We start from the raw sequence: 25,049 nt of genomic DNA, 5'->3' as shown, positions 1-25,049 counted from the left end.
GTAGCGTGTGGCCATGTCCCGAAAAGCACTCGTCACCGGCGCCACCGGCTACATCGGCGGACGTCTCGCCCCGCGCCTCGTCGAAGCCGGCTACGACGTCCGCGTCTTCGTCCGGACGCCCGAGAAGCTCGACGACGTGCCGTGGGAGGACGAGGTCGAGATCGCCCAGGGCGACCTGACCGACGCGACTGCCGTCCGCCGCGCGGTCGAGGGCGTCGACGTCGTCTACTACCTGGCCCACGCCATGGCCGGCCGAGGCGACTTCGAGAAGGCCGAGGCAGACGCGGCCGAGAAGCTGGCCGACGCGGCCGCGGCAGCCGGTGTCTCGCGGATCGTCTACCTGGGCGGCCTCCACCCCGACGGCGCGCTCTCGCCCCACCTGGAGTCGCGCAAGCGGGTGGGCGAGATCCTGCTGGCCAGCGGGGTCCCGACGGTCGCGCTGCAGGCGGGCGTCGTGATCGGATCAGGATCGGCGTCGTTCGAGATGATCCGCCACCTCACCGACGTGCTGCCCTACATGCCCGCGCCGAAATGGGTCCGCAACAAGATCCAGCCGATCGCGGTCCGTGACGTCCTGCACTACCTGATCGCCTCCGCCGACCTCGACCCGAGCATCAGCCGCTCCTTCGACATCGGCGGGCCCGACGTGCTCCGCTACGGCCAGATGATGAACGGCTACGCCGTCGAGGCCGGCCTCAAGCAGCGGCCGATCGCGCCGCTGCCCGTCCTGACGCCGTGGCTCGCGTCGCAATGGGTCAACCTCGTCACGCCGATCCCGCGCTCGCTCGCCGTGCCGATCATCGCGTCGCTCCAGTACGACTGCGTGGTCCGCGAGAACGACATCCAGGGCCTCGTGCCGCCGCCCGAGGGCGGCCTGACCCCGTACCGGCGGGCGGTCCGCCTCGCCCTCGGCAAGATGCGCGACGGAGAGGTCGAGACGAGCTGGCAGGACAGCTCGGTCTTCGGGGCGCCGAGCGACCCGCTGCCGAGCGACCCGAACTGGTCGGGCCACACCGTCTACATTGACGACCGCGAGATCGACACCGCGGCATCTCCCGCACAGCTGTGGCGCGTCATCGAGGGCATCGGCGGCGAGAACGGGTGGTACTCGTTCCCGCTGGCCTGGGCCGCGCGAGGCTGGATGGACCGACTGGCCGGGGGAGTGGGGCTGCAGCGCGGCCGGCGGAGCGCGACGACCCTCGGCACCGGCGACGCGGTCGACTGGTGGCGGGTCGAGAAGATCGACCGGGGCAGGTTCCTGCGTCTCCGCGCCGAGTTCAAGGCGCCCGGTCGCGGCTGGCTCGAGATGTGGGTCGAGGAGAGGCCGACCGGATCGCACTACCGTCAGCGGGCCGTGTTCTTCCCGACCGGGCTGAGCGGCAGGTTGTACTGGTACTCGATCCTGCCGTTCCACGGGATAATCTTCTCGGGCATGCTGAATCGGATCGCGGCGACAGCCGAGATGGAACCGACGGCCGTGTCCGATCCGACGCCGGCAGCGATGCCGACCTCGACCTCAGCGGCACCGACGAACTCAGCGGCACCAACGACCGCAGCGGCACCAACGACTCAAGGAGATCAGCGATGACTCAGGGCGAGAAGCTCCTCTTCCTCGGCGACAGCCTGACGGCGGCGGGCGACTGGCAGAGCTGGTTCCCCGACGAGGAGGTCACGAACCTCGGAGTCGACGGCGACACGACCGCCGACGTCCAGGCCCGGCTCGATGCGGTGGTCGACGCGGCCCCCGACTCGATCGTGCTGCTCATCGGCACCAACGACTTCGGCTCGAAGCGGTCGGTCGAGCAGGTCGTCCGGGCGACCGAGACGATCCTCGTCGACCTCCGCCGCAGGCTGCCCGGCGCGCGGCTCCTGCTGCAGTCCGTCACCCCGCGGACGCCCGAGTTCAGCGACCGCATCCAGGACGCCAACCGGCACCTGCGCCAGTTCGCCGCGACGGTCCGGGCGCAGTACCTCGACCTCTGGCCGGCTCTCGCGGATGGAGACCACCTCCGCGACGACTACACCGACGACGGGCTGCACCTCAACGCCGCCGGCTACGACGCCTGGCTCGACGAGCTCCGACCGGCCCTCGAGCGGCTCCGCGGCGAGCCGCCGATGAGCCGCCCGATCCGCATCATCCGCTGACCGCCGCCCGGTAGACTCGGGGGCATGCCCACACCGGAGAAGGCCGCGTTCCTGCGCCCCGCGCTGGCTCCGGGTCTCCTCGGGGCTATCGCCCTCGTGGCGGGCGCGTCGCTCGTCGACACGACCATCTTCGTCGTGTTCCGCTACGTCGTCGCGATCCTGGCCGCCATCCTGTGCGTCTTCGCCTTCCGCGGCCGCGCCTGGGGGTATCTGCCGTTCCTGGCCGCGATCGTCGTGCTGTGGAACCCGGTCTACGTGATCCCGATCACCGGGAAGCCGTGGTTGATCCTGCAGTTCCTGGCGGCCGTCGTATTCGTGGTGACGGCGATCCGCGTGCGGGTGCCTGCTCCGGATGCTCCGGCTCCCGCGCCCGGCCGGACGGCTGCCCGCAGGCGCTAGCCGGCCAGCACCGAGAGGCCTCGTGGCAGCGGCGTCCCGAGATCACATCCGGTCAGAGTAAAATCAGGGGATTGCAGTGTTTCGGCCACCCGGGCCGCGCAGGAACGGAGTCTGAATGGGCAGCGAGATCGTCGGCTCGGCGGAGAGTCCTCTTCTCACCCCCCGCCCGTCCTCCGGCGGCCTCGATCGCGGCGACATCGTCCTGCGAAAAGGCCAGTTCACGCTCGTGAACGGCCACCTGACCCCTCAGCAGTCCATGCTCGAAGACCTCGTCTTCGTCAAGCGCGTCCTCGAGGACGCCTCCGTGCCGCACCTGCTGGTCCGCGGCAACGGCGACCGTCCCGTCATCGCCGTCGACCAGACGCAGCGCCACCGGTTCGAAGAGGCCTTCGCCGAGGCGAGCCGCACCGAGCCGTTCTACTCCAAGGCCGGAAAACGTCGCGCGCAGCTGGTCTCCGAAGAGGGCTTCGGCCCCGATCAGGAGCGGGTGCTCCGCCTCTACCGGCCGCGTGTCGAGCCCATCGGCCGCCTCCGTTACGGCGCGTCCCTGGCCGTCCAGATCGAGTTCTGGACCACCACCGACACCGAGGTCCTGGTCCCCGTCGAGAACGCGCTCATGCGCACCGAGCTGCCCCGCTCCGAGGCCGTCGAGGTCTCCATCGAGCGGTACGGCCTGCAGTGGGTCACCCTCGAGCACATGTTCGAAGACCACGCCACCGACATCACCTTCGACATCGACATCGTCTTCTCGTGGGTCGACGGCAACTCCGTCGAGTACCAGCGGGCGCGTGCAGCGCGGGCCAAGCGCCACACGGTGGGGGAGGGCGACGACTCGGTCGCGCGCTTCCGGCAGATCGACGAGCTGAAGTACGCCCTCCGATCGGTCTACATGTTCGCGCCGTGGGTCCGGAACATCTACATCGCGACCGACTCGCCGGCTCCCGCCTGGCTGGCCGAGCACCCGCGGGTCCGCATCGTCCGGAGCGAGGAGTTCTTCGTCGACCCGTCCGTCCTGCCGACCCACAACTCGCAGGCCGTCGAGGCGCAGCTGCACCACATCCAGGGGCTGAGCGAGCACTTCCTCTACTCGAACGACGACATGTTCTTCGGGCGTCCGGTGAGCCCGCACATGTTCTTCTCGCCGGGCTCCATCACCAAGTTCATCGAGGCGGAGACCAGGATCGGCCTCGGTCTCAACAACGCCGAGCGATCCGGCTTCGAGAACGCCGCCCGGGTGAACCGGGCCCTCCTCCAGCAGCGCTTCGGGCGTGTGACGACGCGCCACCTCGAGCACACGGCCGCTCCGCTCCGGAAGAGCGTCCTCACCGAGATGGAGCACGAGTTCGCCGACGAGTTCCGCGACACGGCGGCGTCGCCGTTCCGGGCCGCCTCGAACATCTCCGTGACGAACTCGCTCTACCACTACTACGCGCTGATGACCGGGCGGGCGATCGTCCAGGAGAACGCGAAGGTCAGCTACGTCGACACCACGATGGTGTCAGGCCTCGCCTTCCTCTCCGAGCTGCTCAAGAAGCGGTCGTACGACTTCTTCTGCCTGAACGACGGCAGCTTCCCCGAGGTCACCGACGAGGAGCGCACGACCGTCGTGACCGACTTCCTCGAGCGCTACTTCCCGTTCAAGGCCCCCTGGGAGGTCTAGCCCCGCTCGCCGGAGCCGCTGGAGCGCACGGCGCCGCACGGCGGCAGCGGAGCCGGTCCGCGGACCGGCGCCGAAGCCGACGCGAGGCGCCGATGCGGGATGCGAGCGGCGCCTCGCGACTCAGAGCGTCCCGATGGGCCCGGTCAGCGACAGGTCGCGGGTCGGCGGCAGCAGCGGCTCGGCAGGCTCCGCGCGGTGGCGCGGCCTCGAGGCCGGGATCGTGACGCCCGCCGCAGCGAGACGCGCGGCGACCGCCTCCGGTCCGACGTACTCTCCGACGGTGCGGAAGCTCCCGATCGGCACGACCGAGTTGACGACCGTGTCGGGGTAGACGTGCACGAGGTTGTACGACTGGGCGCCGTCCTGCCCGCGGGTGGCATCGACCGGCAGGTTGAGGTCGGCCGTGTAGCAGGTGGCCGACGCGACCGAGACCGGGACCCCGGCGAACATGGCGTTCGTCGAGAAGTGCAGGTGCCCCGCGATGATCGAGCGGACGTCGCTGCCCTCGATGACCTCTGCGAGAGCCGGCTGGTCGCGGAGCTCGACGAGGACGGTCAGGTCTTTGATGCTCGGGACCGGCGGGTGGTGCATGGCCAGGATCGTGCCGTCGGGCGCGTCCGTCGCCAGCTCCTCAGCCAGCCAGTCGAGCTGGTCGCCGGTGAGCTCGCCGTAGTGAGAGCCCGGCACGGTCGTGTCGAGCGTGATGATCCGCAGCCCGTTCACGTCGTAGACGAGGTCGACCGGACGCTGCGACGGGATCTGCCCGAAGAGCTCTTCGCGGAAGGCGGAGCGGTCGTCGTGGTTGCCCATGGCCCAGATGACCTGGGCGCCGAGTCGGGCCGCGACGGGCTCGATCAGCAGGCGGAGCTTGCGGTAGGCACCGGCCTCGCCCTTGTCGGCCAGGTCGCCGGTGAAGACGATCGCCTCCGGTCGGGCGCCGGACTCCTCGAGCTCGCCGAGGATCTGACGCAGGCGGCTCTCGCTGTCCACGTCTCCGTACAGGTCGCCGTCGCCGGCGATGAGGTGGGTGTCGCTGAGGTGCAGGATGAAGTGATCCGGCCGAGGGTGTTCAGCCGTCCGGGCGTCCATGATTCTCACATTCGTGTGCCGACGTGGGCGACAGTGACGCCCGACGATGGTGCTACTGCTTGTTCGTAGACAGTCCATCACCCGGTGGGGGAGATTCTGGTGAATCGCACCGCGCGCGTCGGTTAACCATGACGGAACAAGAGACGAACTCGCCCGAGATTAGCCGCTCCGGATCGTGGGCGCGAGGACCCCGTTCGGGTCTGGGGGCAGTTATTCAGAATCGTGATGCGCAGGATCGAAAAAGCAGGCCGCCCCGAAGGACGGCCTGCTCTTCAGCCCGCAGCAGTCCGGCTGCTGCAGGGCGGTGCTGTGTCGTCAGACGGACGCAGCGACGATGTTGACGACCTTGCGGCCGCCCTTGGCGCCGAACTCGACCGCGCCGGGGGCGAGGGCGAACAGGGTGTCGTCACCGCCGCGACCGACGTTGACGCCGGGGTGGAAGTGGGTGCCGCGCTGGCGGACGAGGATCTCGCCCGCGGAGACGACCTGGCCGCCGAAGCGCTTCACGCCCAGGCGCTGAGCGTTGGAGTCGCGGCCGTTGCGAGTGGACGATGCGCCCTTTTTGTGTGCCATGTGTTCTCAGCCCCTGGTTACTTGGTGGTGATGGAGGTGATCTTGACGCGGGTCAGGTCGGCGCGGAAGCCCATGCGCCGCTTGTAGCCGGTCTTGTTCTTGTAGTTCTGGATGACGATCTTCGGGCCGCGGAGGTCGTTCAGGACCTCGCCCTCGACGACGACCGTGGACAGCTGGTCGCCAGAGAGGATGGTGTCGCCGTCGACGTGCAGGACGGGGACGAAGGTGACGGTGTCGGACTCGGACGCCTTGAGACGGTCGACGGTCACGATGGTGCCCACCTCGACCTTCTCCTGACGGCCACCGGCGCGCACGATTGCGAATGCCATGGGGGTGCTCCTCGAGAAGTATGAGGTCGCCCGGGTCGCCGGACAACTTGGGTAGTCTTTCACAAATGTCACGACCGATCAAACTTCGCCACCCCCCGCGGTTCACGCGCGACATCGTCGACGACGCCAGGCAGCGCGTCGCCGAGCTGGCCGACGACCTCGGCCGCCTCCTCGACGAGTACGGCGACGACATCGAGGTCTGGGGCTCGGCGGTCACGACGGCGGGCTGGGAGCTCGCGGCGCTCGGTCAGTGGCTGGGGCTCGAGGGCGAGGCGGTCCTCCTCCTGGGCGGCGCCTCGTACCCCGAGATCGCCGAGCACCAGGGCACCAGCGCGTCGAACGTCTACAACCGGGTCGGCCGCTCCCTCACGCTCGCCCCCTACGCCACGGCGTCGGGCTCGGTCGCCAAGGTCACCGCCGAGGCGCTGACGGAGGCCCGGCTCGACTACGCGCACGACGATCCCCGGGACGACGACGACGCCGACGGCCCGGCCGAGGGGTCGCTGGCCGACCGCATCCCGGCGGTCCTCGCGGACGGCCGTCTCAGCACCGTCGAGATCGCCCGCCGCCTTCCGGAGTACAGGCGGTCGAGCGTCCTGTCGACGCTGTCGCACCTGGCCCGGGAGGGCACGATCCTGCGCACCGGTCACGGCGTGTACGCCCTGCCCGGCTGATCTCGGATCGTGCCCCGACCCGCCCCTACACCAGCTCGAACTCCCGCAGCTCGTCGTCCGTGAGCATCCGCGACCTGATCAGGAAGCGTCTGCCCTCGGGGCTCTCCACGCTGAAGCCGGCACCTCGACCGGGCACCACGCCGATGGTCAGGTGCGTGTACTTCCAGTACTCGAACTGACTCCTCGACATGAACACCTCGATCGGGGCGAGCCCCTCGACGTGGAGGTCGCCCAGGTGGACGTCGACCGCGCCGACGCGGAAGAAGCCCACCGGGTAGCACATCGGCGAGCTGCCGTCGCAGCAGCCTCCCGACTGGTGGAACATCAGGGGCCCGTGCTTCGCCGTCAGCTCGACGAGGAAGGCAGCTGCCTCGGGTGAGACGTCGACCCGAGACAGCGCCGTCTGTGTGCCGTCCGCCGATCCGGCCTCAGGGATCAAAAGAACCCCATCGGGCCGTCGGCGTACGACACCAGCAGGTTCTTGGTCTGCTGGTAGTGGTCGAGCATCATCTTGTGGTTCTCGCGTCCGATGCCGGACTGCTTGTAGCCGCCGAAGGCCGCTCCCGCCGGGTACTGGTGGTAGGTGTTCGACCAGACTCGCCCGGCCTGGATGTCACGGCCCGCCTTGTAGAGCTGCGCGCCGTTGCGGCTCCAGACGCCGGCGCCGAGGCCGTAGAGCGTGTCGTTGGCGATCTTGATGGCGTCGTCGTAGTCGCTGAAGCTCGTGAGCGACAGCACCGGGCCGAAGATCTCCTCCTGGAAGATCCGCATGGAGTTCCGGCCCTCGAAGATCGTCGGGTTGACGTAGTAGCCGTCGGTCAGGTCGCCGCCGAGGTCGGCGCGGTCGCCGCCCAGCAGCAGCTTCGCGCCCTCCTGCTTGCCGATGTCCATGTAGCTCAGGATCTTCTCGAGCTGGTCGTTCGAGGCCTGGGCTCCGATCATCGTGTCCATCGACAGCGGGTTGCCCTGCTTGACCTGCTTCACGCGCTCCAGGCCGTCGGCCACGAACCCGTCGTAGATCGACTGCTGCACGAGGGCGCGCGACGGACACGTGCACACCTCGCCCGAGTTGAGGTTGAAGAAGGTGAAGCCCTCGAGCGCCTTGGAGTAGAAGTCGTCCTTCTCGTCGGCGACGTCGGCGAAGAAGACGTTCGGGCTCTTGCCGCCGAGCTCCAGGGTGACCGGGATGAGGTTCTCCGACGCCATCTGCATGATGAGGCGGCCGGTGGTGGTCTCGCCGGTGAACGCGATCTTCCGGATGTTCGGGTGCGAGGCCAGAGGTGCGCCGGCCTCCACGCCGAAGCCGTTGACGATGTTCAGGACGCCGGCCGGGAGGAGATCCTGAATCAGCTCCATGAAGACGTGGATCGACGCGGGCGTCTGCTCGGCCGGCTTCAGGACGACGCAGTTGCCGGCCGCGAGAGCCGGGGCGAGCTTCCACACCGCCATGAGCAGCGGGAAGTTCCACGGGATGATCTGGCCGACCACGCCGAGCGGCTCGTGGAAGTGGTAGGCCACCGTCTCGCCGTCGATCTCGCCGGTCGACCCCTCCTGGGCGCGGATGGCGCCCGCGAAGTAGCGGAAGTGGTCGATGGCGAGCGGGACGTCGGCGGCGAGGGCCTCGCGGATCGGCTTGCCGTTGTCCCAGGTCTCGGCGACCGCGAGCATCTCGAGGTTCTGCTCCATGCGGTCGGCGATCCTGTTCAGGATGATCGAGCGCTCGGTGATGGTCGTCCTCTTCCACGAGTCGAAGGCGCGCCAGGCCGCCTCGACGGCGCGGTCGACGTCGGCGGCATTGCCGCGGGCGACCTCGGTGAAGACCTTGCCGTTCACGGGGGAGGGATTCTCGAAGTACTGACCCGACGACGGGGCGACGTACTCGCCGCCGATGAAGTGGTCGTAGCGGGGCTTGAACTGCACCTTCGCGTCGGGCGATCCCGGGCTGGCGTAGGTGTTCGGAGGAGTGGTGACGGTCATTGTCCTGTCCCTTTCGACGACGTTGTCAAAGGAGCGCGGGGTTCACCCGTGCCCTAAGGCGACGGTACGGCGGTCGGGGTTGCAGACGGTTGCGAGCTGGAGGGCGCCTCGGCGCCTGCCAGGCGGCGGTAGTCAGGCCCGGTCGAGGAGCTCCAGCCGCGCCACGATCCCGGCGCGGCGCGGCGAACGCCGGGGGAGCATCCCGAGCGCTGCCATCAGGACCTCGCGGTCGTCCTCGCCGGCGGAGCCCGCGTAGTCGAGCAGGACGTCGACGGAGGCGTCGGCGAGGAGCGACTCGCGGACCCTCCGCGACAGATTCTCGCGGAGCTCCTCGACGCCGGGGGCTGTGGACCCCGGCAGGATCGGCCCGGTGTACGCCTCGACGGCCCGCCGGTGCGCACCCCGGTCGAGCAGCGCGACGACCCGGGCGATGTCGGAGTCGAGGGGCGCCAGCAGCCGGTACGGGCGCGACAGCGGAGCGAGCCGCGGGTCGAGCACCTCGAGCGCGTGCCGGAGCCGCACCATCTCGGCGCGGAGGGTCAGGACAGCAGCCGGGTCGCCGTAGACGAGGCTGGCGAGCTCCTCCGCGCTGAGGCCGAGCGGGTGCGCCGCGAGCAGGGTCATCAGCTCGCTGTGGCGGGCGCTCAGCGAGACGATGCGCCGACCGTCCGAGAGGAGGGCGACGTCGCGGCCGAGAACCGAGAGCGTGGCCGGCGCGGCCGCCGTCGCCTGCGCGATCCTGCGCTTCGCGGGTGTGGTGCGCGGGGAGGTGCGGAGTCGCGCGACCATCAGCTCGGCCTCCATCGCGGCGGCCGTCGCCTGGAGGAGGGGGAGCGTGTGCGGACCGACGGCGCGGTCGTCGCCGGTGATGTCGAGGAAGCCGAGGATCGCCCTCGTCACCGGGTCGTGGATCGGGACGGCGGTGCACGACCAGCTCTGCACGAGCACGTTGAAGTGCTCCGACCCGCGGATCTGGATCCCGTGGTCGAGGACCAGAGCCGTGCCGGGAGCCGACGTGCCCACGCGGCTCTCGGCCCAGCCGGCCCCCTCGACGAAGCGCATGTCCTCGGCAGCGCGCTTCGCCTGGCTGTCGCCCTCCACCCAGAGGAGCCTCCCCTTCTCGTCGCCGAGCGCGACGAGGAGCCCCGAGCCCTCGATGTCCTGCAGGAGGAGAGACCTCACGACGGGCAGCAGGAGCGAGAGCGGGTGCGCGGCCCGGTAGTCGGCGACGTCGCCCTCCGGCAGCTCGAACTCGGGCAGGAGCCGCTCCGGATCGAGGCGGTGCCCGCGGGCGCGCTCCCACGACTCGGCGACGACCCGGCGGGTGTGCCGGTGGTCGGCCTCGCCGGACGGCACGGCGAGCCACGGGTTCGCCGGCGCCCTGCCGGTGCGGCGCTCGGTGGTCCGGCCGCTCGCCTGACCTGCGACCGCGCGCGTGTCGTCACTCGTCTTCGGATCCGTCACCGTCGTCTCACGCCAATCGTCGTCGATTGCGGCGTCGGGTGGTGGCCGTCGCCGTCGTGCACCGTCAGCCTACGTCGGCCTTCCGGCCTGCGGAAGGAGCACGGGTGCAGACTCGGGTCATGACGGATCTCCGAGCAGAACTCGACCGCGTCGGCGTGGAGCGGTTCACGGCCCCCGACTACGCCCCGGGCGACGTCGTCCACATCGTCCTGTTCCGGTTCACCGACGACACCACCCCCGAGCAGCGCAGGGAGGTCGAGGCGCGGTTCCGGCTGCTGCAGAGTGAGCCCTATCCTCGGCGGGGCCGCTACATCGTGTCGATCCAGGCCGGAGAGCAGGCGAGCGGCGAGGGGGCCGACCAGGGCTTCGAGCTCGGGGTCGTCATGCGGTTCGCCTCCGAGGGCGACCGCAACTACTACGTCGGAGCGCCCGTGCAGACCGACCTGGAGTACTTCGACCGCGCGCACGCCGCCTTCAAGGAGTTCGCCGGTCCCTTCATCGCCGGAGTGCTCGTCTACGACTTCGTCGACTGACCCGGCGCCGCCGAGTGGGCTGAATCGCACGTCTTCGGGCCCGAGGGCGTGCGCTTCGGCCCTCTCGACGGAGGCGCGCTGGTCAGGAAGCGCAGCTGAGGCAGAGGGCCGCCATGGGCCTCGCGTCGAGCCGGGCGGCCGCGATCGGTTGCCCGCACCTCGCGCAGAGCCCGTAGGTGCCGGCATCGAGCCGCGCGAGCGCCGAGGTGGCTTCGGCGGCTCGCTCGAGGGTCGAGCGCCGGATGGCCTCCAGCTGCGACCGCTCGAACGCGATGGTGGAGCCCTCCGGATCGTGCTCGTCGTCGACGTTCGACGCGTCGCGGGCCTCGGAGACCGCCACCATGTCGGCGCCCAGCCGCTCGGCGAGCCTCAGCGCGTCGTCGCGGATGCCGTCGAGACGGCCGTGGACGACGTCGGGCGCAGGACGGGGGTCGCTCACGCGGCCAGGAGCGGCGGCACCTCTTCGCCCTGCCGCGGGGGAGCGGGTGGTGTGCCGTCGCCGAACGGCCGGCCGCCGAGGTCGTCGCGGTCGTGCGGCGTCAGCCAGCCCGACGGGTCGGGCCCGGCAGGGACGATGCCGGTCGGATTGATGTCGCTGTGCACGATGTAGTAGTGCTTCTTGATCTGATCGAAGTCGATCGTGTCGCCGAAGCCCGGGGTCTGGAAGAGGTCGCGAGCGTAGGCCCAGAGCGCCGGCATCTCGATGAGCTTGTTCCGGTTGCACTTGAAGTGGCCGTGGTACACCGCGTCGAAGCGGGCCAGCGTCGTGAAGAGGCGGATGTCGGCCTCGGTGATCGTGTCGCCGACGAGGAACCGCTGGGTGCTGAGCCGCTCCTCCAGCCAGTCGAGGCGGTCGAACAGGCGCGAGTAGGCGCGTTCGTAGCTGCCCTGGGACCCGGCGAACCCGGCGCGGTACACGCCGTTGTTGACGTCGCGGAAGACCACCTCCGACACGTCGTCGATCTCGTCGCGGAGGTGCTCCGGGTAGAGGTCGGGGGCGCCGTCGCGGTGGAAGGCGGTCCACTCGGTCGCGAAGTCGAGCGTGATCTGCGGGAAGTTGTTGGTGACGACCTTGCCGCTCGGGACGTCGACGATCGCGGGCACGGTGATGCCTCGGGCGTAGCCGGGGGTGCGGGCGAAGAAGGCCTCCTGCAGGCGCTCGATGCCGAGGACGGGGTCGACGCCGTCCGGATCGAGGTCGAAGGTCCAGGAGCGGGCGTCGTGCGTCGGGCCGGGGAGCCCGAGCGAGATCGCGTCTTCGAGGCCGAGCAGCCGCCGCGAGATGACCGAGCGGTTGGCCCACGGGCAGGCGCGCGCGGCGACCAGCCGGTAGCGGCCCGCCTCGACCGGCCAGCCGTCGACGGCGTCGCGGGTGATGCGGTCTTCGATGTAGTTGGTGTCGCGGGTGTACTCCTGGCCGGGGGTGACGTAGCTCCCGGGCGTCGAATCGGCGTCGCTCATGCGCCCACCCTACGAGGTGCCCCTGTCAGCCGCGGAGGGCGGGCGACGACTCGACGTTCGACCGCTCCGCGATGCCGACGACCATGGCCGCGACCGCGGCGTCGGCGGGCACCTTCGGCGACCAGCCGAGGATCGTCCGGGCCCGCTCGGTCGACATGACGGGCACCTTCGCCGCGATGTCGACCCAGCCGGGGTCGGTCGGCTGCACCCGGAGCCGCCACGTCGCGGAGACGAGGAGGCGGAGCGCGCGGTAGGGGAACGGGATCGTCCGGGTGTCGAGCACGCCCGCGACGAGCGCCGGGTCGACGACGGGCTCGGTGGCGATGTTGAAGGCGCCGCCAGCGCGGAGGTCGACGACTCTCCAGAACGCCTCGGCCAGGTCGGTGGCGTGCACCACCTGCGAGACGAAGCGCCGGGAGAGCGGCAGGATCGGCGGGGTCGCCCTCTGGAGCCAGCGCGTCGGCACCCTCCGCCCGGCGAACAGCCCGATGATCTCCGCCGCGGCACCCTGCTGGAGGACGAGCCCCGGACGGAGGCGCGAGACGACGACCTCCGGGTGCTCGAGCTGGAACGCGTCGAGCCACTCCTCGTTGATCGCCTTGTGTCGGGAGTACACCGACGAGGCGAGCCCGGTGGCCGGCCACGACTCGTCGCGCCGCACCCGCTTGGTCGACTCGGCGTAGGTGCCGACCGACGAGGCGTAGACGAACTGGGGGACGCCTGCCCGGGCGGCCGCCTCGGCGACGTGCCGTGTCCCGGTGACGTCGGTGCGGTGCATCCTGCGCTCGTCGTGGTTGGGCTGGAGAGCCCACGCCACGCACACGACGGCGTCGGCCCCCTCGAAGACCGGTGTCAGTCGCTCGACGGCGCCGCTCACGCCGACGTCGAGGGCGTGCCACTCGACACCGACGTACGGCGGCGCGTCGTCTCGCGGCGCGCGCCTGGCGACACCGACGAGCTCGACGCCCGGCTCGTTCTGGAACCTCGTGAGGATCGCCGTTCCGACGTTCCCCGTTGCTCCGACCACGACGACTCGCATGGCGGCCCTCCTCTCGTCCTCCGACCTGCCGAGGACGCTACGCGTCGAACGGCGGGGCGTCTCTCGGCCGGCGCTCGGTCGGGGTACAGAGGGAGCGTCCGGCGAGCCTGTGGAGGAGTGGCACAGCACTCGGCGGAGGAGCGGCACAGCGTCCGGCGGAGGAGCGGCTCAGCGCCCGGCGAAGGCCCCGCTCACGCCGTCGGTGCGGAACGAGCGGTGGAAGACGGCGAACAGGACCACCGGAGGCAGCATCATGAGGAGCGCCAGCTGCGGGGAGTGGCCGGCCGACTCCAGGCCGATGGCGAGCGTGTAGTTCTGCTGCGACCGCAGGAACACCAGGGCGACGAGGTAGTCGTTCCACGACAGGAGGAACGTGAAGATCCCGGTCGACAGGATGCCGGGCAGGGCTCCGGGCAGGATGACGCGGAAGAACGCGCCCGCTACGGAGCAGCCGTCGAGCCACGCGGCCTCCTCGAGCTGGACCGGCATCGTCGCGATCGAGACGCTGAGCATCCAGGTGGCGGCGGCGAGGCTCGTGCCGATGTAGACGACCGCGACTCCGGGGAGCGAGTCGACGAGCTGCACGCGGGCGAAGAGGAGGAACAGCGGCACGACGGCGGTCACCACCGGGAACGCCTGCAGCACGAAGACGAGGAGGGCGTAGCCGCCGACGGCCCGCGCGCGGCCCCGGGCCAGGACGTAGCCCGCCGGCGCGCCGATGAGAACGCAGACCGCGACCGACGCCAGGGAGACGGCGAGGCTGTTGGCGAACCAGGGGAGCGCCGGGCCCGCGACGAGCCCGGCGAGACCCGACAGGGTGCCGAGGCCGATGCGCCCGCCCGGCGCCAGGGCTCCGAGCACGGTGTGCAGGACCGGCACCAGGATCACGGCGGTGATCAGGCACAGCAGAGCGAACCGCGCCCACCCGCCCCGTCTCGTCGTCACAGGTCCCAGCCAACCAGACGGCTCACGCGTTCGCGGGCACCGCCACCCGGGCGGCCTCGGGCAGCGTCGTCCAGCCGCCGGCCATGTCCTCGATCGTCCGGAGCGCCGTGGCGAAGATCGTCAGGACCGGGTTCACGCCGCCGTTCGTCACGTGGACCGAGCCGTCGGCGACCCGCAGGTTGTCGTGGCCCCAGACGCGGCCGACGGCGTCGACGACACTCGTCGCCGGATCGTCGCCCATGCGACAGGTGCCGGCCTGGTGCTGGCCGCCGCTCGGGCCGCCGCGGAGGAACTCCTCCTCCGACCCGCCCATCGTCGTGACGGTCCGGGCTCCGGCGGCGCGGAGCCAGGCGGCGCTCCGCTCCGCGAGCATCGACCGGTTCAGGAAGTCCTCGTGGTGCTTGGTCCCGCTGAGGACGGCCACCGGCATGCCCGTGCCATCGACGGTGCCTCGGTCGACCCGCACGCGGGAGTCGGCCATCGTCACCTCCTGGATCGGTCCCATCAGCCGGACCATCCGGCGGGCGAGGTCGCGCATGCCGTGCTTGCTCTCGATGCCCGACGCCGGCAGCAGCCCGACCGAGTTCAGGTAGGTGTAGATGTTCGCGGGCAGGGCCACGAACTCGTTCGCGATCATGCCGCCGCCGACCAGCCCCTCGTTGCCGTGGCGGAAGTCGGTCGTGGCGATCGACGGCCCGGGGCCGACGAAGTCCTCCATGACGTCGTCGAAGAGAGCGGTCGCGCCGCCGTAGACGTGCGCCTGCAGGTGCCGGCCGACCTGGTCGGCGTTGTTGCCGATCCCGTTCGGCTCGCGGTCGCTCGTGCTCGCGAGGAGGAGGCGGGCCGACTCGACCGCGCCGGCCGCGACGACGATCTCTGCCGCGTCGATGTCGCGCTCCCAGCTGTCGCCCGGGGCGGTGCCGCGCAGGGTGACCCCCACCACCCGTCCGGCCGCGTCGGTCCGCAGCCGGACCGCGCGGGTCTCGAGCAGGATCTCGCAGCGTCGCGTCGCGAAGGCCCGCGTGAGCATCGTGTTCTGGCTGCCGTTCTTGGCGTCGACGGGGCAGGCGAACCCGACGCACATGGAGCACTGCTGGCAGGCGTGGCGGCCGAGGTAGGGGGTGGAGTTGATGAGCAGCGGGACGTGGACCGTCGACATGCCGAGCCGGTCGGCGCCGTCCTGGAGCCGGGCCCGCTGTCTGCCGGTCGGCAGGGGCGGCATGGGGAACGGCTCGCTCCGGTGACCGCCCCAGGTGCCGTCGGAGTCGCCGCTCACGCCGACCTCGCGCTCGGCGCGCGTGTAGTACCGCTCGAGGTCGTCGTAGCCGATGGGCCAGTCGGCCAGAGCTGCGCCGTCCGGCACGCCGTAGGTCGACGCCATGCGGAAGTCGAGCGGGGTGAAGCGCCAGGCCTGCGCGCCGTAGACACGGGTGCCGCCCCCGGCGGTCATCGCGTTGTTGCTCCAGGCGTAGTCGGAGGGGCGGAGGGGGAGGTGCGTCCGTCCGTCGTCCAGGACGCGCGGGTTGCCCTGGTTCGGCGGTCCGGAGAGCGGGGCGACGCCCCAGTCCGAGCGCGGGTTCCGGATGTGGTCGGTCGAGAGCTCGGCGATCGATGGCCAGCGGCCCGACTCGACCACCAGCACGCGGCGGCCCTGCTCGGCGAGGCCGCACGCCGCCACCCCGCCACCGGCGCCCGACCCGATGACGATCGCGTCGTAGCGATCCTGCGCCTGCCCGGCCGTGATCACCGTGCGCCCGGCCTCCGCGACCGGCACGTCGACGGGCCAGCCGCCGGCGGGGTCGCGGCGCCAGCCGATCATTGACCATGAGGCGGCGCCGTCGTTGCCCTCGTTCGCAGGATCCGCGTAGTAGCCCGACGACACCAGCCCGGCGAACCAGGGCCAGTCGGGGTGCGACTCGAGCGTCGTCGGCCGTTCTCCGGCCGCGGTGACGAGGGCGGTGATCCTGGGCTCCCAGTCCGGCCTCTCGTCGAGAAGGCGGGACAGGTGGCGGAGGGCGCCGCTGTCGGACGCCGAGGGGAAGTCGTCTCGGGGGACCACGAGGTCGACGAGCGAGCGGAGTGCGTCTTCGTGCTGAGCGACGAGAGTGTGGAGGGCATCGAGAGTCATGGGTGGCCGTCTCCGGTGAGGGTCAGTGACTGGTCCGGCGACTAAACCGGTTTACTGCTGTTGAAAGTAGCACCGGTCGCAAGCGGGGGTCAACGCCGTCAGGGTGTCTCGGGGACGGGCCCGATGCTCTGGCGCACGACCACCTCGACTCCGGGCAGGACCGTCTCGTCGACCGGGTTCCCGTCGAGCACGTCGAGGAGCCGCCTCGTCAGGGCACGGCCGTAGTCGACGATCTCGTGGCGGAGGGCGGTCAGCGGCGGGACGGCGATGGAGCACAGGTCGGAGTCGATGAACGACGCCACCGACACGTCGTCCGGCACGCGGAGCCCGAGGGAGTGGCAGGTCGAGAGACCGGCGAAGGCCATCAGGTCGTTGTCGAAGACGAGGAGGGTCGGCGGGTCGGACTCCGCGAGGAGCTCCGCCGCGACCGCGGTGCCCTCGGCCGTGCTGTAGTCGGTGAACCGGGTGACGACGACCGCGTCGTGCGCCGCCGCCCACGCAGAGGCGGCCCGCTCGCGGACGACGACGGAGAGCTGCGTCGAAACGCCGCTGATCCACGCGATCCGCCGGTGGCCGAGCGCGTGGGCCTCGTCGAGCAGACGGTCGACGCCGACGCTCTCGGCCATCCAGATCGACGGGACCTCGTCGGCGGTCGGCTGCCCCGCGACGAGGCTCCGGAACGACGACACCGGGAGCCCCAGCGAGCCGAGGAGCGCGTAGCGGCGCTCGTCGGCGGCCACATCGGTCAGAAGCACCCCGTCCACCCGCCGCTCGGCGGCCCAGCGGCGGTACAGCGCCTCCTCCTCGTCCCGGTCGGCGACGAGCTTCACCACGAGGGCGACGTCGGTCGTCGCGAGCTCCAGCTCGATGCCGGCGAAGAGGTCGGTGAAGTACGGGTCGATCGTCGACGACTTCGGGGTGCGCAGGATCGCCCACCCGATCGCCCCGGACCGGGAGCCCGACAGCGCGCGGGCGGTGCTGTTCGGCGTCCAGCCCAGCTCGAGCGCTGCCGCCTTGACGCGCGCCCGGGTCTCTTCCGAGACCCCCGCCCTGCCGTTCAGAGCATGCGACGCGGCGCCCTTGCTCACGCCGGCGAGGCGGGCCACGTCGACGATCGTGGTTCGCGCGGGTGGTCTGTCGATGGCCGTCTCTCTTCCGGGTAGCCTCCGACGATCGTAGCGATGCCTCTGCTGCCGGAGAGGAACACCTCGTACGGGAAGAGGAACGCCCCGCACGGGAAGAGGAGTGCGGGCCGGCGGGGTGCAGGGGAAGAGGAGAGTGCTCGTCGGGACGCACCGGGAAGAGGAAGGGTGCGTGGGAACTCCTCCTTGCGTGCAGCTGCTGGCGTGCAGCGCGGCTCCTTGCGTGCACCTCTCGCGCACATCAGAACTCCTCCTGCAGCGCACCCGACGGATGGAGCGCCCCGGCAGCGCCCGACGCCCGCTGCGCCTGCCAGTCGCGCCAGAGCTGCTTGAGATCCCATGCGTTGTCGGCCTCGAGCGAGATGCCGCGCTCGCCGGTGCGCCGGGTGCGCCCCTGGATCAGCATCAGCTTCGTGCCGAACAGCAGCGACCCCGCGCGCTGCTGCGCCTCGTCGAAGAACGTGGAGTCGGAGCAGCCCGTCCCGTCGTCGAGGCTGATGAACACGACCCGCCGACCGCTCTTCATCGGCGGGGTCTGCGTGGCGATGCGGATTCCGGCGACCAGCACGGTGGTGCCGTTCCAGTGGTTCAGCAGGTCGGCGGCGCGGGTGACCCCGAGGTCGTCGAGCATCGGCCGGTAGCTCTCGATGACGTGCTCCGAGAGCTCCATCGACAGGATGTCGAGCTCGTCGCTCACCCGCTCGCGCGGCGACACGTCGGGCGTACCGACCGGGACCGACGACGAGTCGTCGACGTCGAAGTCGAGCTGGTTCACAGCGTCGGAGGGCTTCGGCCGGGTGGCACGCCCGGTGAGCTGACGGATGCGCGCCAGGACGTCGCCGCGGGTCCGGCCCTCGCCGCCCAGCGAGTCGAGGGCGCCGACCTGCCCGAGCCGCTCGAACAGCCGCCGGGAGGGAGTAGCCCGCTGGTAGAAGTCGGCGATCGACGTGTAGGGGCGGTTCTCGAGGATGCGGGTGAGCTCGTGCTCCGAGATGCCCTGCACGTCGGCGAGCGAGAGGCGGATGCCGAGCTCGCCCGGGTTGGTGCGCGCCACCGGGGTGCGCGGCGGCCGGACCCGCTCGACCCGGTACACGTCGCTAGAGAGGTTGACGTCGAGGGGCAGCACCGGGATGCCCATCCGCTTGGCCTCGGTGAGCATCAGCCGCCGCGGGTACATGCCGGGGTCGTGGGTCAGGATGCCGGCCAGGAACTCCGCCGGGTAGTGCGTCTTCAGCCACGCGCTCTGGTAGGTCGGCAGGGCGAAGGCCGCCCCGTGCGCCTTGCAGAAGCCGAACGACCCGAAGCCCTTGAGCACTGCCCAGATGCGGTCGATGTCTTTGTCGGTGAAGCGCCTCCGGCCCTGCTCGTCGAGGTTCTGGGCAGTCTCGCGCCGGAAGCGCTCCTCGAGGTCGTCGCGCTTCTCCATGGCGCGCCGGATCTCGTCGGCCTCGGCGAGCGAGACGCCCATGGTGGTGTGCAGGATCCGGAGCACGTGCTCGTGGTAGATCACCACCCCGTAGCTGTCGCGGAGGAACGGCGCGAACGACGGGTGCAGGTAGTCGGGCTTCTGGAAGCCGTGCTTCGTGTCGAGGAACGGAGCGACCATGTTGCCCTTCATCGGGCCCGGCCGGAACAGCGAGATGTCGGCGATGAGGTCCTCGTACTGGTCGGGCTGCATCTTGCCGATCAGCTCGCGCTGCCCGGGGCTCTCGATCTGGAACATGCCGAGGGTGTGGGTGGTGCGGATCGCCTCGTAGGTGGGCTCGTCGTCGTGGGGGATCGCGTCGAGCTCGACGCGCCCCTGCCGGTTGACGTAGGGCACGTCGACCGGCAGCGCGCCCGCGACCGCCGCCCGCGACCCGTTGACCCGCTCGATCTCGTCGAGGGCGAAGGCCATCGACGACTGCATGCGCACCCCGAGCACGTCGAGCTTCAGCAGGCCCGCGTCGTTCATGTCGTGCTTGTCGAACTGGCTCATCGGCAGCCCCATGCCGCTCGGCTGCACCGGCGTCATGCTGAGGAGGTCGGAGTCGCCCAGGATCACGCCGCACGGGTGCATCGAGATGTGCCGCGGCAGGCGGTCGAGCCGCTCGGTGAGGTCGACCAGGAGGTTGATCTGGTCGTTGGTCTTGATCAGCTGGGCGATCTCGCGCAGCTCGGGCTTCTCTTCGAGCGCCCGCCGGAGATCGCGGGCGTTCGAGCGCCAGACGTTGTTCGCGACGAGGTCGATCTGCTCCTCGTCGAGCCCCAGGGCGAGGCCGGCGTCGCGCACCGCGCCGCGACCGCGGTAGGTCGACTGCATCGACATCAGGGTGACCCGGTTGCTGCCGTAGCGGTCGAAGATCGCCCGGTACACCTCGTGCCGCCGGGCCGACTCGACGTCGATGTCGATGTCGGGGAGGGTCTCGCGCTTGCTGCCGAGGAACCTCTCGAAGAGCAGGTCGTGCTCGAGGGGGTCGACGTTCGAGATGCGCAGCAGGTAGGTGACGAGGCTGCCCGCCCCGGAGCCGCGGGCGGCGTTCCGGACCCGCATCTCGCGCATCATCTGCGACACGTCGGCCACGGTCAGGAAGTAGCCCGCGAAACCGAAGCCGGTGATGGTCTGCAGCTCGTCGCGCATCCGGCTCTCGATCTTCTCGCGCTTCGCCATCGACACGTCGCCGAAGCGCTCGGTCACACCCGCCTCGGCCCGCATCCGGAGCACCCGGTCGGGGTCGCCGTCGACGCCGATCGCGCTCAGCTCGGGCACCTTCGCCCGGCGCCAGCCGAGATCGGAGTCGGGGTCGAGCCGGCACCGGTCGGCGAGCTGCTCGGTCGCGGCGAGCATCTCTTCTGCGGAGCGGCGGTCGAGCGACGACACGCTGGCGATCCTGTGGGCGAGGGCCCGCATGTCGCCCGGCTCCTTGAGCCAGGCCTGCGCGTTCGGCTGCGGCTCGAACGACCCGAGCGCGGCCAGGTGCCCGGCCGCGTCGAGGACGTCGGCGGTGACGGCGCCGTCGGGATCGCGGTACCGCACCGCATTGCTCAGGATCGCGGGGACCCCCACGGCCTCCGCCAGCTCCAGCATGCGTGCCGCGTGGCGGAGGCTGCGGCTCTCGCCCGGCTCGGTGAGGTGGCAGACCACCTCGACGACGACGCCGCCCGGCAGCTCGGCCGCCCAGTCTCGGAGCAGTGCGGCCGCCCGGGCGTGCTCGCCGGCCGTGACCGCGCGCCCCACGTCGGAGTCGGGCCCGAGCAGCACCGTGCCCGTCGCGCCGTCGTCGCCGACCAGGAAGGCGCGGATGCGGCTCCGGGCGATCGTGGCCACGCTGTTGGCGCTGCCGCTGATGCGCCGGGTCGCCCGCCCGTGAGCCGCGCTGATGAGACGGCAGAGGGACGCCCAGCCGGCGCCCGCGAGCCGCCCGTGCGCGAGTACGACGACGCGGTCGGCGTCGGCGGCGGTCGGCCCGCGCCCGGCGACCGGAGCGCTCGCGACCCCGATCTCGACGCCGACGATCGGGTCGATGCCCGCGAGGCGGCAGGCGCCGATGTGCCGGATCGCGCCGTAGAGGCCGTCGCGGTCGGTGATCGCGGCCGCGTCGGCACCGTTCGTGGCGGCCTGCCCGACGAGCTCGAGAGGGCTGGCGGTGCCGTAGTGAGCGCTGAACGACGAGGCGACATGCAGGTGGGTGAAGCTCACGGCGACCGCCTCTCGGCTCTCGATTCGAACGTGTGTTCGAACAGTGTAGGTCACCGGGAGCCGATTGCGACCCGGTAGCCGGGAGCGCGTGCGGAGTGTGACCGGCCCGTCGATCTCGCAGTACGGTGGACGCTGGCACCGGGGCCTCTTCGCGCCCCTGCCCGCCCCCGGGTCCTGGCAGGGCCCCCTTCGCAGGGAATTCCTCCCCGCGCCCGCGCATTGACCCCCTGGGTTCCACAAGTTCGATTCGGAAAGGACGCCCATGACCATCCACACCGCGACTCGATTCGAGTCTGCCGCCTGATGACCGACACGACCACCCTCATCATCCTGGGCGCCTCGGGCGACCTCACCGAGCGACTCCTCCTGCCCGGCCTCGCCAGCCTGCTGAAGAGCGACCGCGGCGTCGACGTCAAGCTCATCGGCACCGGCCGCAGCGAGCGCAGCCCCGAAGAGTGGGACTCCGTCGTCAAGACGGCGTTCAACGGCGACGCGGGCAGCGACCTCGCCAAGCGCACGCTCGCCTCGAGCGAGTACATCCAGGGCGACCCCACCGACCCCGAGCACCTGAAGAAGCTGTTCCAGGCGTCCGAGGGCGAGCCGGTGATGTACTTCGCCCTTCCGCCGGCGATCTCCGTGAAGGTCATCAAGGCCCTCGAGGAGATCGACCTCCCCGACGGGCTCCGCCTCGCGCTCGAGAAGCCGTTCGGCAGCGACGAGCAGGGCGCCCGCGACCTCAACGAGGAGCTCCTCAAGGTCGTCCCGGAGGAGCGCATCCACCGCACCGACCACTTCCTCGGCCGCTCGACCGTGCTCGACATCATCGGTCTCCGCTTCGCCAACCGCCTCTTCGAGCCGGTCTGGAACAGCGACAACATCGCCAAGGTCGAGATCTTCTACGACGAGGTCCTCGGCCTCGAGGGCCGCGCGCAGTACTACGACACCGCCGGCGCCCTGATCGACATGATCCAGAGCCACCTCCTCCAGATCCTTGCCATCATCGCGATGGACGCCCCGGCGTCGATCGACGCGGTCGAGCTCCGGAGCGAGATCGCCCGCGTGCTGCGGGCCACCTGGGTCAAGGACGGCGACCCGCTCGCCTCGAGCCGTCGCGGCCAGTACTCGGCCGGGACCATCGACGGCAAGGACGTCCCGTCGTACTCCGACGAGGACGGCGTCGACCCGTCGCGCCAGACCGAGACCCTCGCCGAGGTCGAGTTCGAGATCAAGACGCGCCGCTGGGCCGGTGTGCCGTTCGTCCTGCGCTCCGGCAAGGGCATGTCGAAGATCCGCAAGGAGGTGCTGATCACCTTCAAGCCGGTGCCGGTGCTCCCCGCGGGTCTGAAGGGCGCGTCGACCCCCGACACGCTCCGGATCGAGATCAGCCCCGAGACCCTCGAGCTCGGCGTCACGACCAACGGCAAGGGCAACCCGTTCTCGCTCGAGAAGTCGGTCTTCAAGACCGACCTCGGCAAGCCCGAGCTGACCCCCTACGGCGAGGTGCTCTCGGGCATCTTCCACGACGACCCGACGCTGTCGATCCGCGGCGACGTCGCCGAGCGCTGCTGGGCGATCGTCCAGCCGGTGCTCGACGCGTGGCAGAGCGACCGCGTGCCGCTCGAGACGTACCCGGCCGGTTCGTCCGGCCCGGCCGACTGGGAGACCTCCAAGGAGGCCTGACCCGGTCCGGCTCCGCTCGCACCCCGTGCGGCTCGGCACCCTGCTTCGGCGAGGTGTCCGGGCCGCACGGGGGTGTCGTGCGTCGGGGGCGGCGCGTGGGAGGCGCCGCGTCGGGGGCGGTGCGTCCGCTACGCGCCCGTGGTGCGGTCGGCGCCGAGGTCGTCGGGCCAGCGGTCGGCAGGGGTGGCGGGCCCGTTGTCGGAGTGGTACGGCGTGCCGGTGGTGCTGGCGAGTCGGCGGCCCCGGTTGCCGCGCGAGTGCTCGATGGCGGCGTCGATCGCGTCAGCCGCGCGGACCAGCGCGAGGTGCGACAGCGCCTGCGGGGTGTTGCCGACGTGGTGGCCGGTGGCGACCTCGATCTCCTCGCTGAGCATCCCGACGTCGTTGCGGAAGCCGACGAGGCGGTCCATCAGCTCGATCGCGTCGTCGAGGCGGCCGCTCCGCGCGTACTGCTCGGCGAGCCAGAACGAGCAGGTCAGGAACGGGTTCTCCGTGCCGGTCAGCCCGTCGACTCCGGACTCGGTCCGGTAGCGGACGAGGAGCCCGTCACGGAGCAGGTCGTCTTCGATGGCCTTGACGGTGCCGAGCATCCTGGGGTCGTGGGCGTCGACGTAGCCGACCTGCACCAGCTGCAGCAGCGAGGCGTCGACCTCCTTCGAGCCGTAGTGCTGCACGTAGCAGCCGCGCTCCTCGTCGTAGCCGTGCGTCTCGATCTCGTCGCGCACCTTCTCGCGGAGGGCCATCCAGCGGTCGACCGGGCCGTCGAGGTGGAACTGCTGCACGCCCTTGACCGCTCGATCGAGTGCCGCCCAGATCATGACGCGGGAGTGCGTGAAGTGCTGCGCGGGGCCTCGGATCTCCCAGATGCCGTTGTCGGCCTTGTTCCAGTTCTCCTCGACGTGCTGCACGAGCGCGCGCTGCAGCGACCACGAGTCGGCGCCCTCCTCGACGCCGAGCTCCCGGGCGTCGTGGAGCGCGACCATGATCTCGCCGAAGACGTCGCCCTGGTACTGCGTGTAGGCGCCGTTGCCCACGCGCACGGGGGCGGCGCCCCGGTAGCCCGGCAGCTCGTCGATCGTGGTCTCGGCGAGGTAGCGCTCACCGCTCAGGCCGTACATGATCTGGACGTCCTTGGGGTCGCCGGCGATGGCGCGGAGCAGCCAGTCGCGCCAGCCGGTCGCCTCGTCGGCGAAGCCGTGCAGGATCAGGGTCTGCAGCGTCATCGAGGCGTCGCGCAGCCAGACGTACCGGTAGTCCCAGTTGCGGGAGCCGCCGAACTGCTCGGGCAGGCTCGTGGTCGCGGCGGCGACGATGCCGTTGGTGTCCTCGTGCGTGAGCGCGCGCAGGAGGAGCAGCGACCGGTGCACCTCGGAGCCGTAGGCGGTCGGCGCGTCGGAGTGCGAGGCCCACTCCTGCCACCAGGTGATCGTGTCGGCGATTCGGCGCTCGACGTCGACGGGTGTCGGGGGCTCGCGGTGCGACGGGTACCAGGTGAGGGAGAGGTCGACGACGTCGCCCGCCGCGACCTCGAAGGAGGCCTGGTGGGTGTGGTCGGCGGCGGTGAGCTTCGGCCCGCGGACGATCACGGCGTCGGGCCCGGCGATGGCGATGAGGGTGCCGGTGGGGATGTGTGCGGGAGTGGCCGCGACGTGTGCGCCGGAGTCGCCCGGGTCGTCGATCTGCCGGATCCAGGGGATCGCGGTCGTGTAGCCGAAGCGGATGCGGAGGTCTTCGGTCATCCTGACGCTGCCGCTCACGCCGCGGACCTGCCTCACCACGTCGGCCCGGCGGTCGCCGTACGGCATCAGGTCGGTCACCTCGACCACGCCGGTGGACGTGGTCCAGGTGGTGACCAGGACGAACGTGTCGTCGACGTACCTCCTGGTCGAGGTGGCGGTGGCATCTGTCGGGGCGAGGAGCCACCGGCCGCTGTTCTCGTCGCCGAGGAGTCCGGCGAACATGGAGGCGGAGTCGAACCGGGGGAGGCAGAGCCAGTCGATGCTGCCGTCTTTGCCGACGAGGGCGGCCGTGTGGCAGTCGCCGATCAGTGCGTAGTCTTCGATCGCGAGGGGCATGGGGTCATCAAATCAGACGATCCGGTGAGCGAGTGAGAGGGTGCGCTCTGGGGCTCG

At 70.8% G+C, this 25,049-nt stretch carries 21 protein-coding genes; 7 read left to right on the top strand and 14 right to left on the bottom strand.

The annotated features are described in order from the left end of the window. Positions 1-13 precede the first annotated feature (13 nt). The 4 genes from ABD733_RS03150 to ABD733_RS03135 all read left to right on the top strand — a co-directional run bounded on the left by ABD733_RS03150 (position 14) and on the right by ABD733_RS03135 (position 4,204). On the top strand, positions 14-1,588 hold the full coding sequence (locus ABD733_RS03150) for an SDR family oxidoreductase (protein WP_344793575.1): 1,575 nt from the start codon (positions 14-16) through the stop codon (positions 1,586-1,588). Next, on the top strand, positions 1,585-2,145 hold the full coding sequence (locus tag ABD733_RS03145) for a GDSL-type esterase/lipase family protein (protein ID WP_344793574.1): 561 nt from the start codon (positions 1,585-1,587) through the stop codon (positions 2,143-2,145). Before ABD733_RS03150 ends, ABD733_RS03145 begins: the two co-directional genes overlap by 4 nt. Before the next feature lie 24 nt (positions 2,146-2,169). Next, on the top strand, positions 2,170-2,544 hold the full coding sequence (locus ABD733_RS03140; RefSeq protein ID WP_344793573.1) for a DUF6804 family protein: 375 nt from the start codon (positions 2,170-2,172) through the stop codon (positions 2,542-2,544). 115 nt (positions 2,545-2,659) lie between these two features. Beyond that, on the top strand, positions 2,660-4,204 hold the full coding sequence (locus ABD733_RS03135; protein WP_344793572.1) for a stealth conserved region 3 domain-containing protein: 1,545 nt from the start codon (positions 2,660-2,662) through the stop codon (positions 4,202-4,204). A gap of 120 nt (positions 4,205-4,324) precedes the next feature. Here the strand turns inward: ABD733_RS03135 and ABD733_RS03130 are convergent, their stop codons facing one another. The 3 genes from ABD733_RS03130 to rplU form a co-directional block, all read right to left on the bottom strand. Beyond that, positions 4,325-5,293, bottom strand: a complete 969-nt coding sequence (locus tag ABD733_RS03130) for a phosphodiesterase (RefSeq protein ID WP_344793571.1) — start codon at positions 5,291-5,293, stop codon at positions 4,325-4,327. A gap of 315 nt (positions 5,294-5,608) precedes the next feature. Then, positions 5,609-5,866, bottom strand: coding sequence for a 50S ribosomal protein L27 (rpmA, locus tag ABD733_RS03125; protein WP_344793570.1), 258 nt, complete (start codon positions 5,864-5,866; stop codon positions 5,609-5,611). Between the two features lie 17 nt (positions 5,867-5,883). Continuing rightward, on the bottom strand, positions 5,884-6,195 hold the full coding sequence (gene rplU, locus ABD733_RS03120) for a 50S ribosomal protein L21 (protein WP_344793569.1): 312 nt from the start codon (positions 6,193-6,195) through the stop codon (positions 5,884-5,886). 65 nt (positions 6,196-6,260) lie between these two features. Between rplU and ABD733_RS03115 the strand changes: the two genes are divergently transcribed. Further along, positions 6,261-6,869, top strand: a complete 609-nt coding sequence (locus tag ABD733_RS03115; RefSeq protein WP_344793568.1) for a hypothetical protein — start codon at positions 6,261-6,263, stop codon at positions 6,867-6,869. Positions 6,870-6,894: 25 nt separating this feature from the next. Here the strand turns inward: ABD733_RS03115 and ABD733_RS03110 are convergent, their stop codons facing one another. From ABD733_RS03110 to ABD733_RS03100, 3 genes are all read right to left on the bottom strand, one after another. Further along, positions 6,895-7,308: a DUF779 domain-containing protein gene (locus tag ABD733_RS03110; protein ID WP_344793567.1), complete on the bottom strand. Its 414-nt coding sequence runs from the start codon at positions 7,306-7,308 to the stop codon at positions 6,895-6,897. Beyond that, positions 7,305-8,846, bottom strand: coding sequence for an acetaldehyde dehydrogenase ExaC (gene exaC, locus ABD733_RS03105; RefSeq protein ID WP_344793566.1), 1,542 nt, complete (start codon positions 8,844-8,846; stop codon positions 7,305-7,307). Before exaC ends, ABD733_RS03110 begins: the two co-directional genes overlap by 4 nt. A gap of 132 nt (positions 8,847-8,978) precedes the next feature. After that, positions 8,979-10,310 carry a GAF domain-containing protein gene (locus tag ABD733_RS03100; RefSeq protein WP_344793565.1) on the bottom strand — a complete coding sequence of 444 codons (1,332 nt, stop codon included), beginning with the start codon at positions 10,308-10,310 and terminating at the stop codon, positions 8,979-8,981. A 119-nt stretch (positions 10,311-10,429) separates the two neighbouring features. Between ABD733_RS03100 and ABD733_RS03095 the strand changes: the two genes are divergently transcribed. Then, positions 10,430-10,843, top strand: coding sequence for a Dabb family protein (locus ABD733_RS03095; protein WP_344793564.1), 414 nt, complete (start codon positions 10,430-10,432; stop codon positions 10,841-10,843). Positions 10,844-10,925: 82 nt separating this feature from the next. Here the strand turns inward: ABD733_RS03095 and ABD733_RS03090 are convergent, their stop codons facing one another. From ABD733_RS03090 to ABD733_RS03060, 7 genes are all read right to left on the bottom strand, one after another. Then, a complete protein-coding gene (locus tag ABD733_RS03090) occupies positions 10,926-11,282 on the bottom strand; it encodes a TraR/DksA family transcriptional regulator (protein ID WP_344793563.1) in 357 nt (118 codons plus the stop codon). After that, positions 11,279-12,304 carry a glutathione S-transferase family protein gene (locus ABD733_RS03085; RefSeq protein ID WP_344793562.1) on the bottom strand — a complete coding sequence of 342 codons (1,026 nt, stop codon included), beginning with the start codon at positions 12,302-12,304 and terminating at the stop codon, positions 11,279-11,281. Before ABD733_RS03085 ends, ABD733_RS03090 begins: the two co-directional genes overlap by 4 nt. 25 nt (positions 12,305-12,329) lie before the next feature. Beyond that, a complete protein-coding gene (locus tag ABD733_RS03080; RefSeq protein WP_344793561.1) occupies positions 12,330-13,343 on the bottom strand; it encodes an NAD-dependent epimerase/dehydratase family protein in 1,014 nt (337 codons plus the stop codon). Positions 13,344-13,511: 168 nt separating this feature from the next. Then, positions 13,512-14,288, bottom strand: a complete 777-nt coding sequence (locus ABD733_RS03075; RefSeq protein WP_344793560.1) for a carbohydrate ABC transporter permease — start codon at positions 14,286-14,288, stop codon at positions 13,512-13,514. A 22-nt stretch (positions 14,289-14,310) separates the two neighbouring features. Continuing rightward, positions 14,311-16,416 (bottom strand): GMC oxidoreductase, encoded by a 2,106-nt coding sequence (locus ABD733_RS03070; RefSeq protein ID WP_344793559.1) that lies wholly within the window; start codon positions 16,414-16,416, stop codon positions 14,311-14,313. 98 nt (positions 16,417-16,514) lie between these two features. Further along, a complete protein-coding gene (locus ABD733_RS03065; RefSeq protein WP_344793558.1) occupies positions 16,515-17,522 on the bottom strand; it encodes a LacI family DNA-binding transcriptional regulator in 1,008 nt (335 codons plus the stop codon). A gap of 277 nt (positions 17,523-17,799) precedes the next feature. Beyond that, a complete protein-coding gene (locus ABD733_RS03060) occupies positions 17,800-21,237 on the bottom strand; it encodes a DNA polymerase III subunit alpha (protein ID WP_344793557.1) in 3,438 nt (1,145 codons plus the stop codon). Between the two features lie 303 nt (positions 21,238-21,540). Here ABD733_RS03060 and ABD733_RS03055 point away from each other — a divergent pair, with 303 nt between their 5' ends. Further along, positions 21,541-22,917, top strand: coding sequence for a glucose-6-phosphate dehydrogenase (locus ABD733_RS03055; RefSeq protein WP_344793556.1), 1,377 nt, complete (start codon positions 21,541-21,543; stop codon positions 22,915-22,917). 128 nt (positions 22,918-23,045) lie between these two features. Here the strand turns inward: ABD733_RS03055 and ABD733_RS03050 are convergent, their stop codons facing one another. Beyond that, positions 23,046-24,992 carry a glycoside hydrolase family 15 protein gene (locus ABD733_RS03050; RefSeq protein WP_344793555.1) on the bottom strand — a complete coding sequence of 649 codons (1,947 nt, stop codon included), beginning with the start codon at positions 24,990-24,992 and terminating at the stop codon, positions 23,046-23,048. Positions 24,993-25,049 lie beyond the last annotated feature (57 nt).

Origin of the sequence: Frondihabitans peucedani (assembly GCF_039537585.1) — a bacterium.
In the GTDB taxonomy this organism is placed as follows: Bacteria; Actinomycetota; Actinomycetes; order Actinomycetales; family Microbacteriaceae; genus Frondihabitans; species Frondihabitans peucedani.
The sequence above is the reverse complement of the archived record's forward strand: the minus strand, read 5'-3'. Positions and strand labels throughout refer to the sequence as shown.

Coding starts and splice junctions, on each gene's coding strand:
- ABD733_RS03150 (WP_344793575.1), top strand. CDS start 14: ATGTCCCGAAAAGCACTCGTCACCGGCGCCACCGGCTACATCGGCGGA.
- ABD733_RS03145 (WP_344793574.1), top strand. CDS start 1,585: ATGACTCAGGGCGAGAAGCTCCTCTTCCTCGGCGACAGCCTGACGGCG.
- ABD733_RS03140 (WP_344793573.1), top strand. CDS start 2,170: ATGCCCACACCGGAGAAGGCCGCGTTCCTGCGCCCCGCGCTGGCTCCG.
- ABD733_RS03135 (WP_344793572.1), top strand. CDS start 2,660: ATGGGCAGCGAGATCGTCGGCTCGGCGGAGAGTCCTCTTCTCACCCCC.
- ABD733_RS03130 (WP_344793571.1), bottom strand. CDS start 5,293: ATGGACGCCCGGACGGCTGAACACCCTCGGCCGGATCACTTCATCCTG.
- rpmA (WP_344793570.1), bottom strand. CDS start 5,866: ATGGCACACAAAAAGGGCGCATCGTCCACTCGCAACGGCCGCGACTCC.
- rplU (WP_344793569.1), bottom strand. CDS start 6,195: ATGGCATTCGCAATCGTGCGCGCCGGTGGCCGTCAGGAGAAGGTCGAG.
- ABD733_RS03115 (WP_344793568.1), top strand. CDS start 6,261: ATGTCACGACCGATCAAACTTCGCCACCCCCCGCGGTTCACGCGCGAC.
- exaC (WP_344793566.1), bottom strand. CDS start 8,846: ATGACCGTCACCACTCCTCCGAACACCTACGCCAGCCCGGGATCGCCC.
- ABD733_RS03095 (WP_344793564.1), top strand. CDS start 10,430: ATGACGGATCTCCGAGCAGAACTCGACCGCGTCGGCGTGGAGCGGTTC.
- ABD733_RS03085 (WP_344793562.1), bottom strand. CDS start 12,304: ATGAGCGACGCCGATTCGACGCCCGGGAGCTACGTCACCCCCGGCCAG.
- ABD733_RS03080 (WP_344793561.1), bottom strand. CDS start 13,343: ATGCGAGTCGTCGTGGTCGGAGCAACGGGGAACGTCGGAACGGCGATC.
- ABD733_RS03070 (WP_344793559.1), bottom strand. CDS start 16,416: ATGACTCTCGATGCCCTCCACACTCTCGTCGCTCAGCACGAAGACGCA.
- ABD733_RS03055 (WP_344793556.1), top strand. CDS start 21,541: ATGACCGACACGACCACCCTCATCATCCTGGGCGCCTCGGGCGACCTC.
- ABD733_RS03050 (WP_344793555.1), bottom strand. CDS start 24,992: ATGCCCCTCGCGATCGAAGACTACGCACTGATCGGCGACTGCCACACG.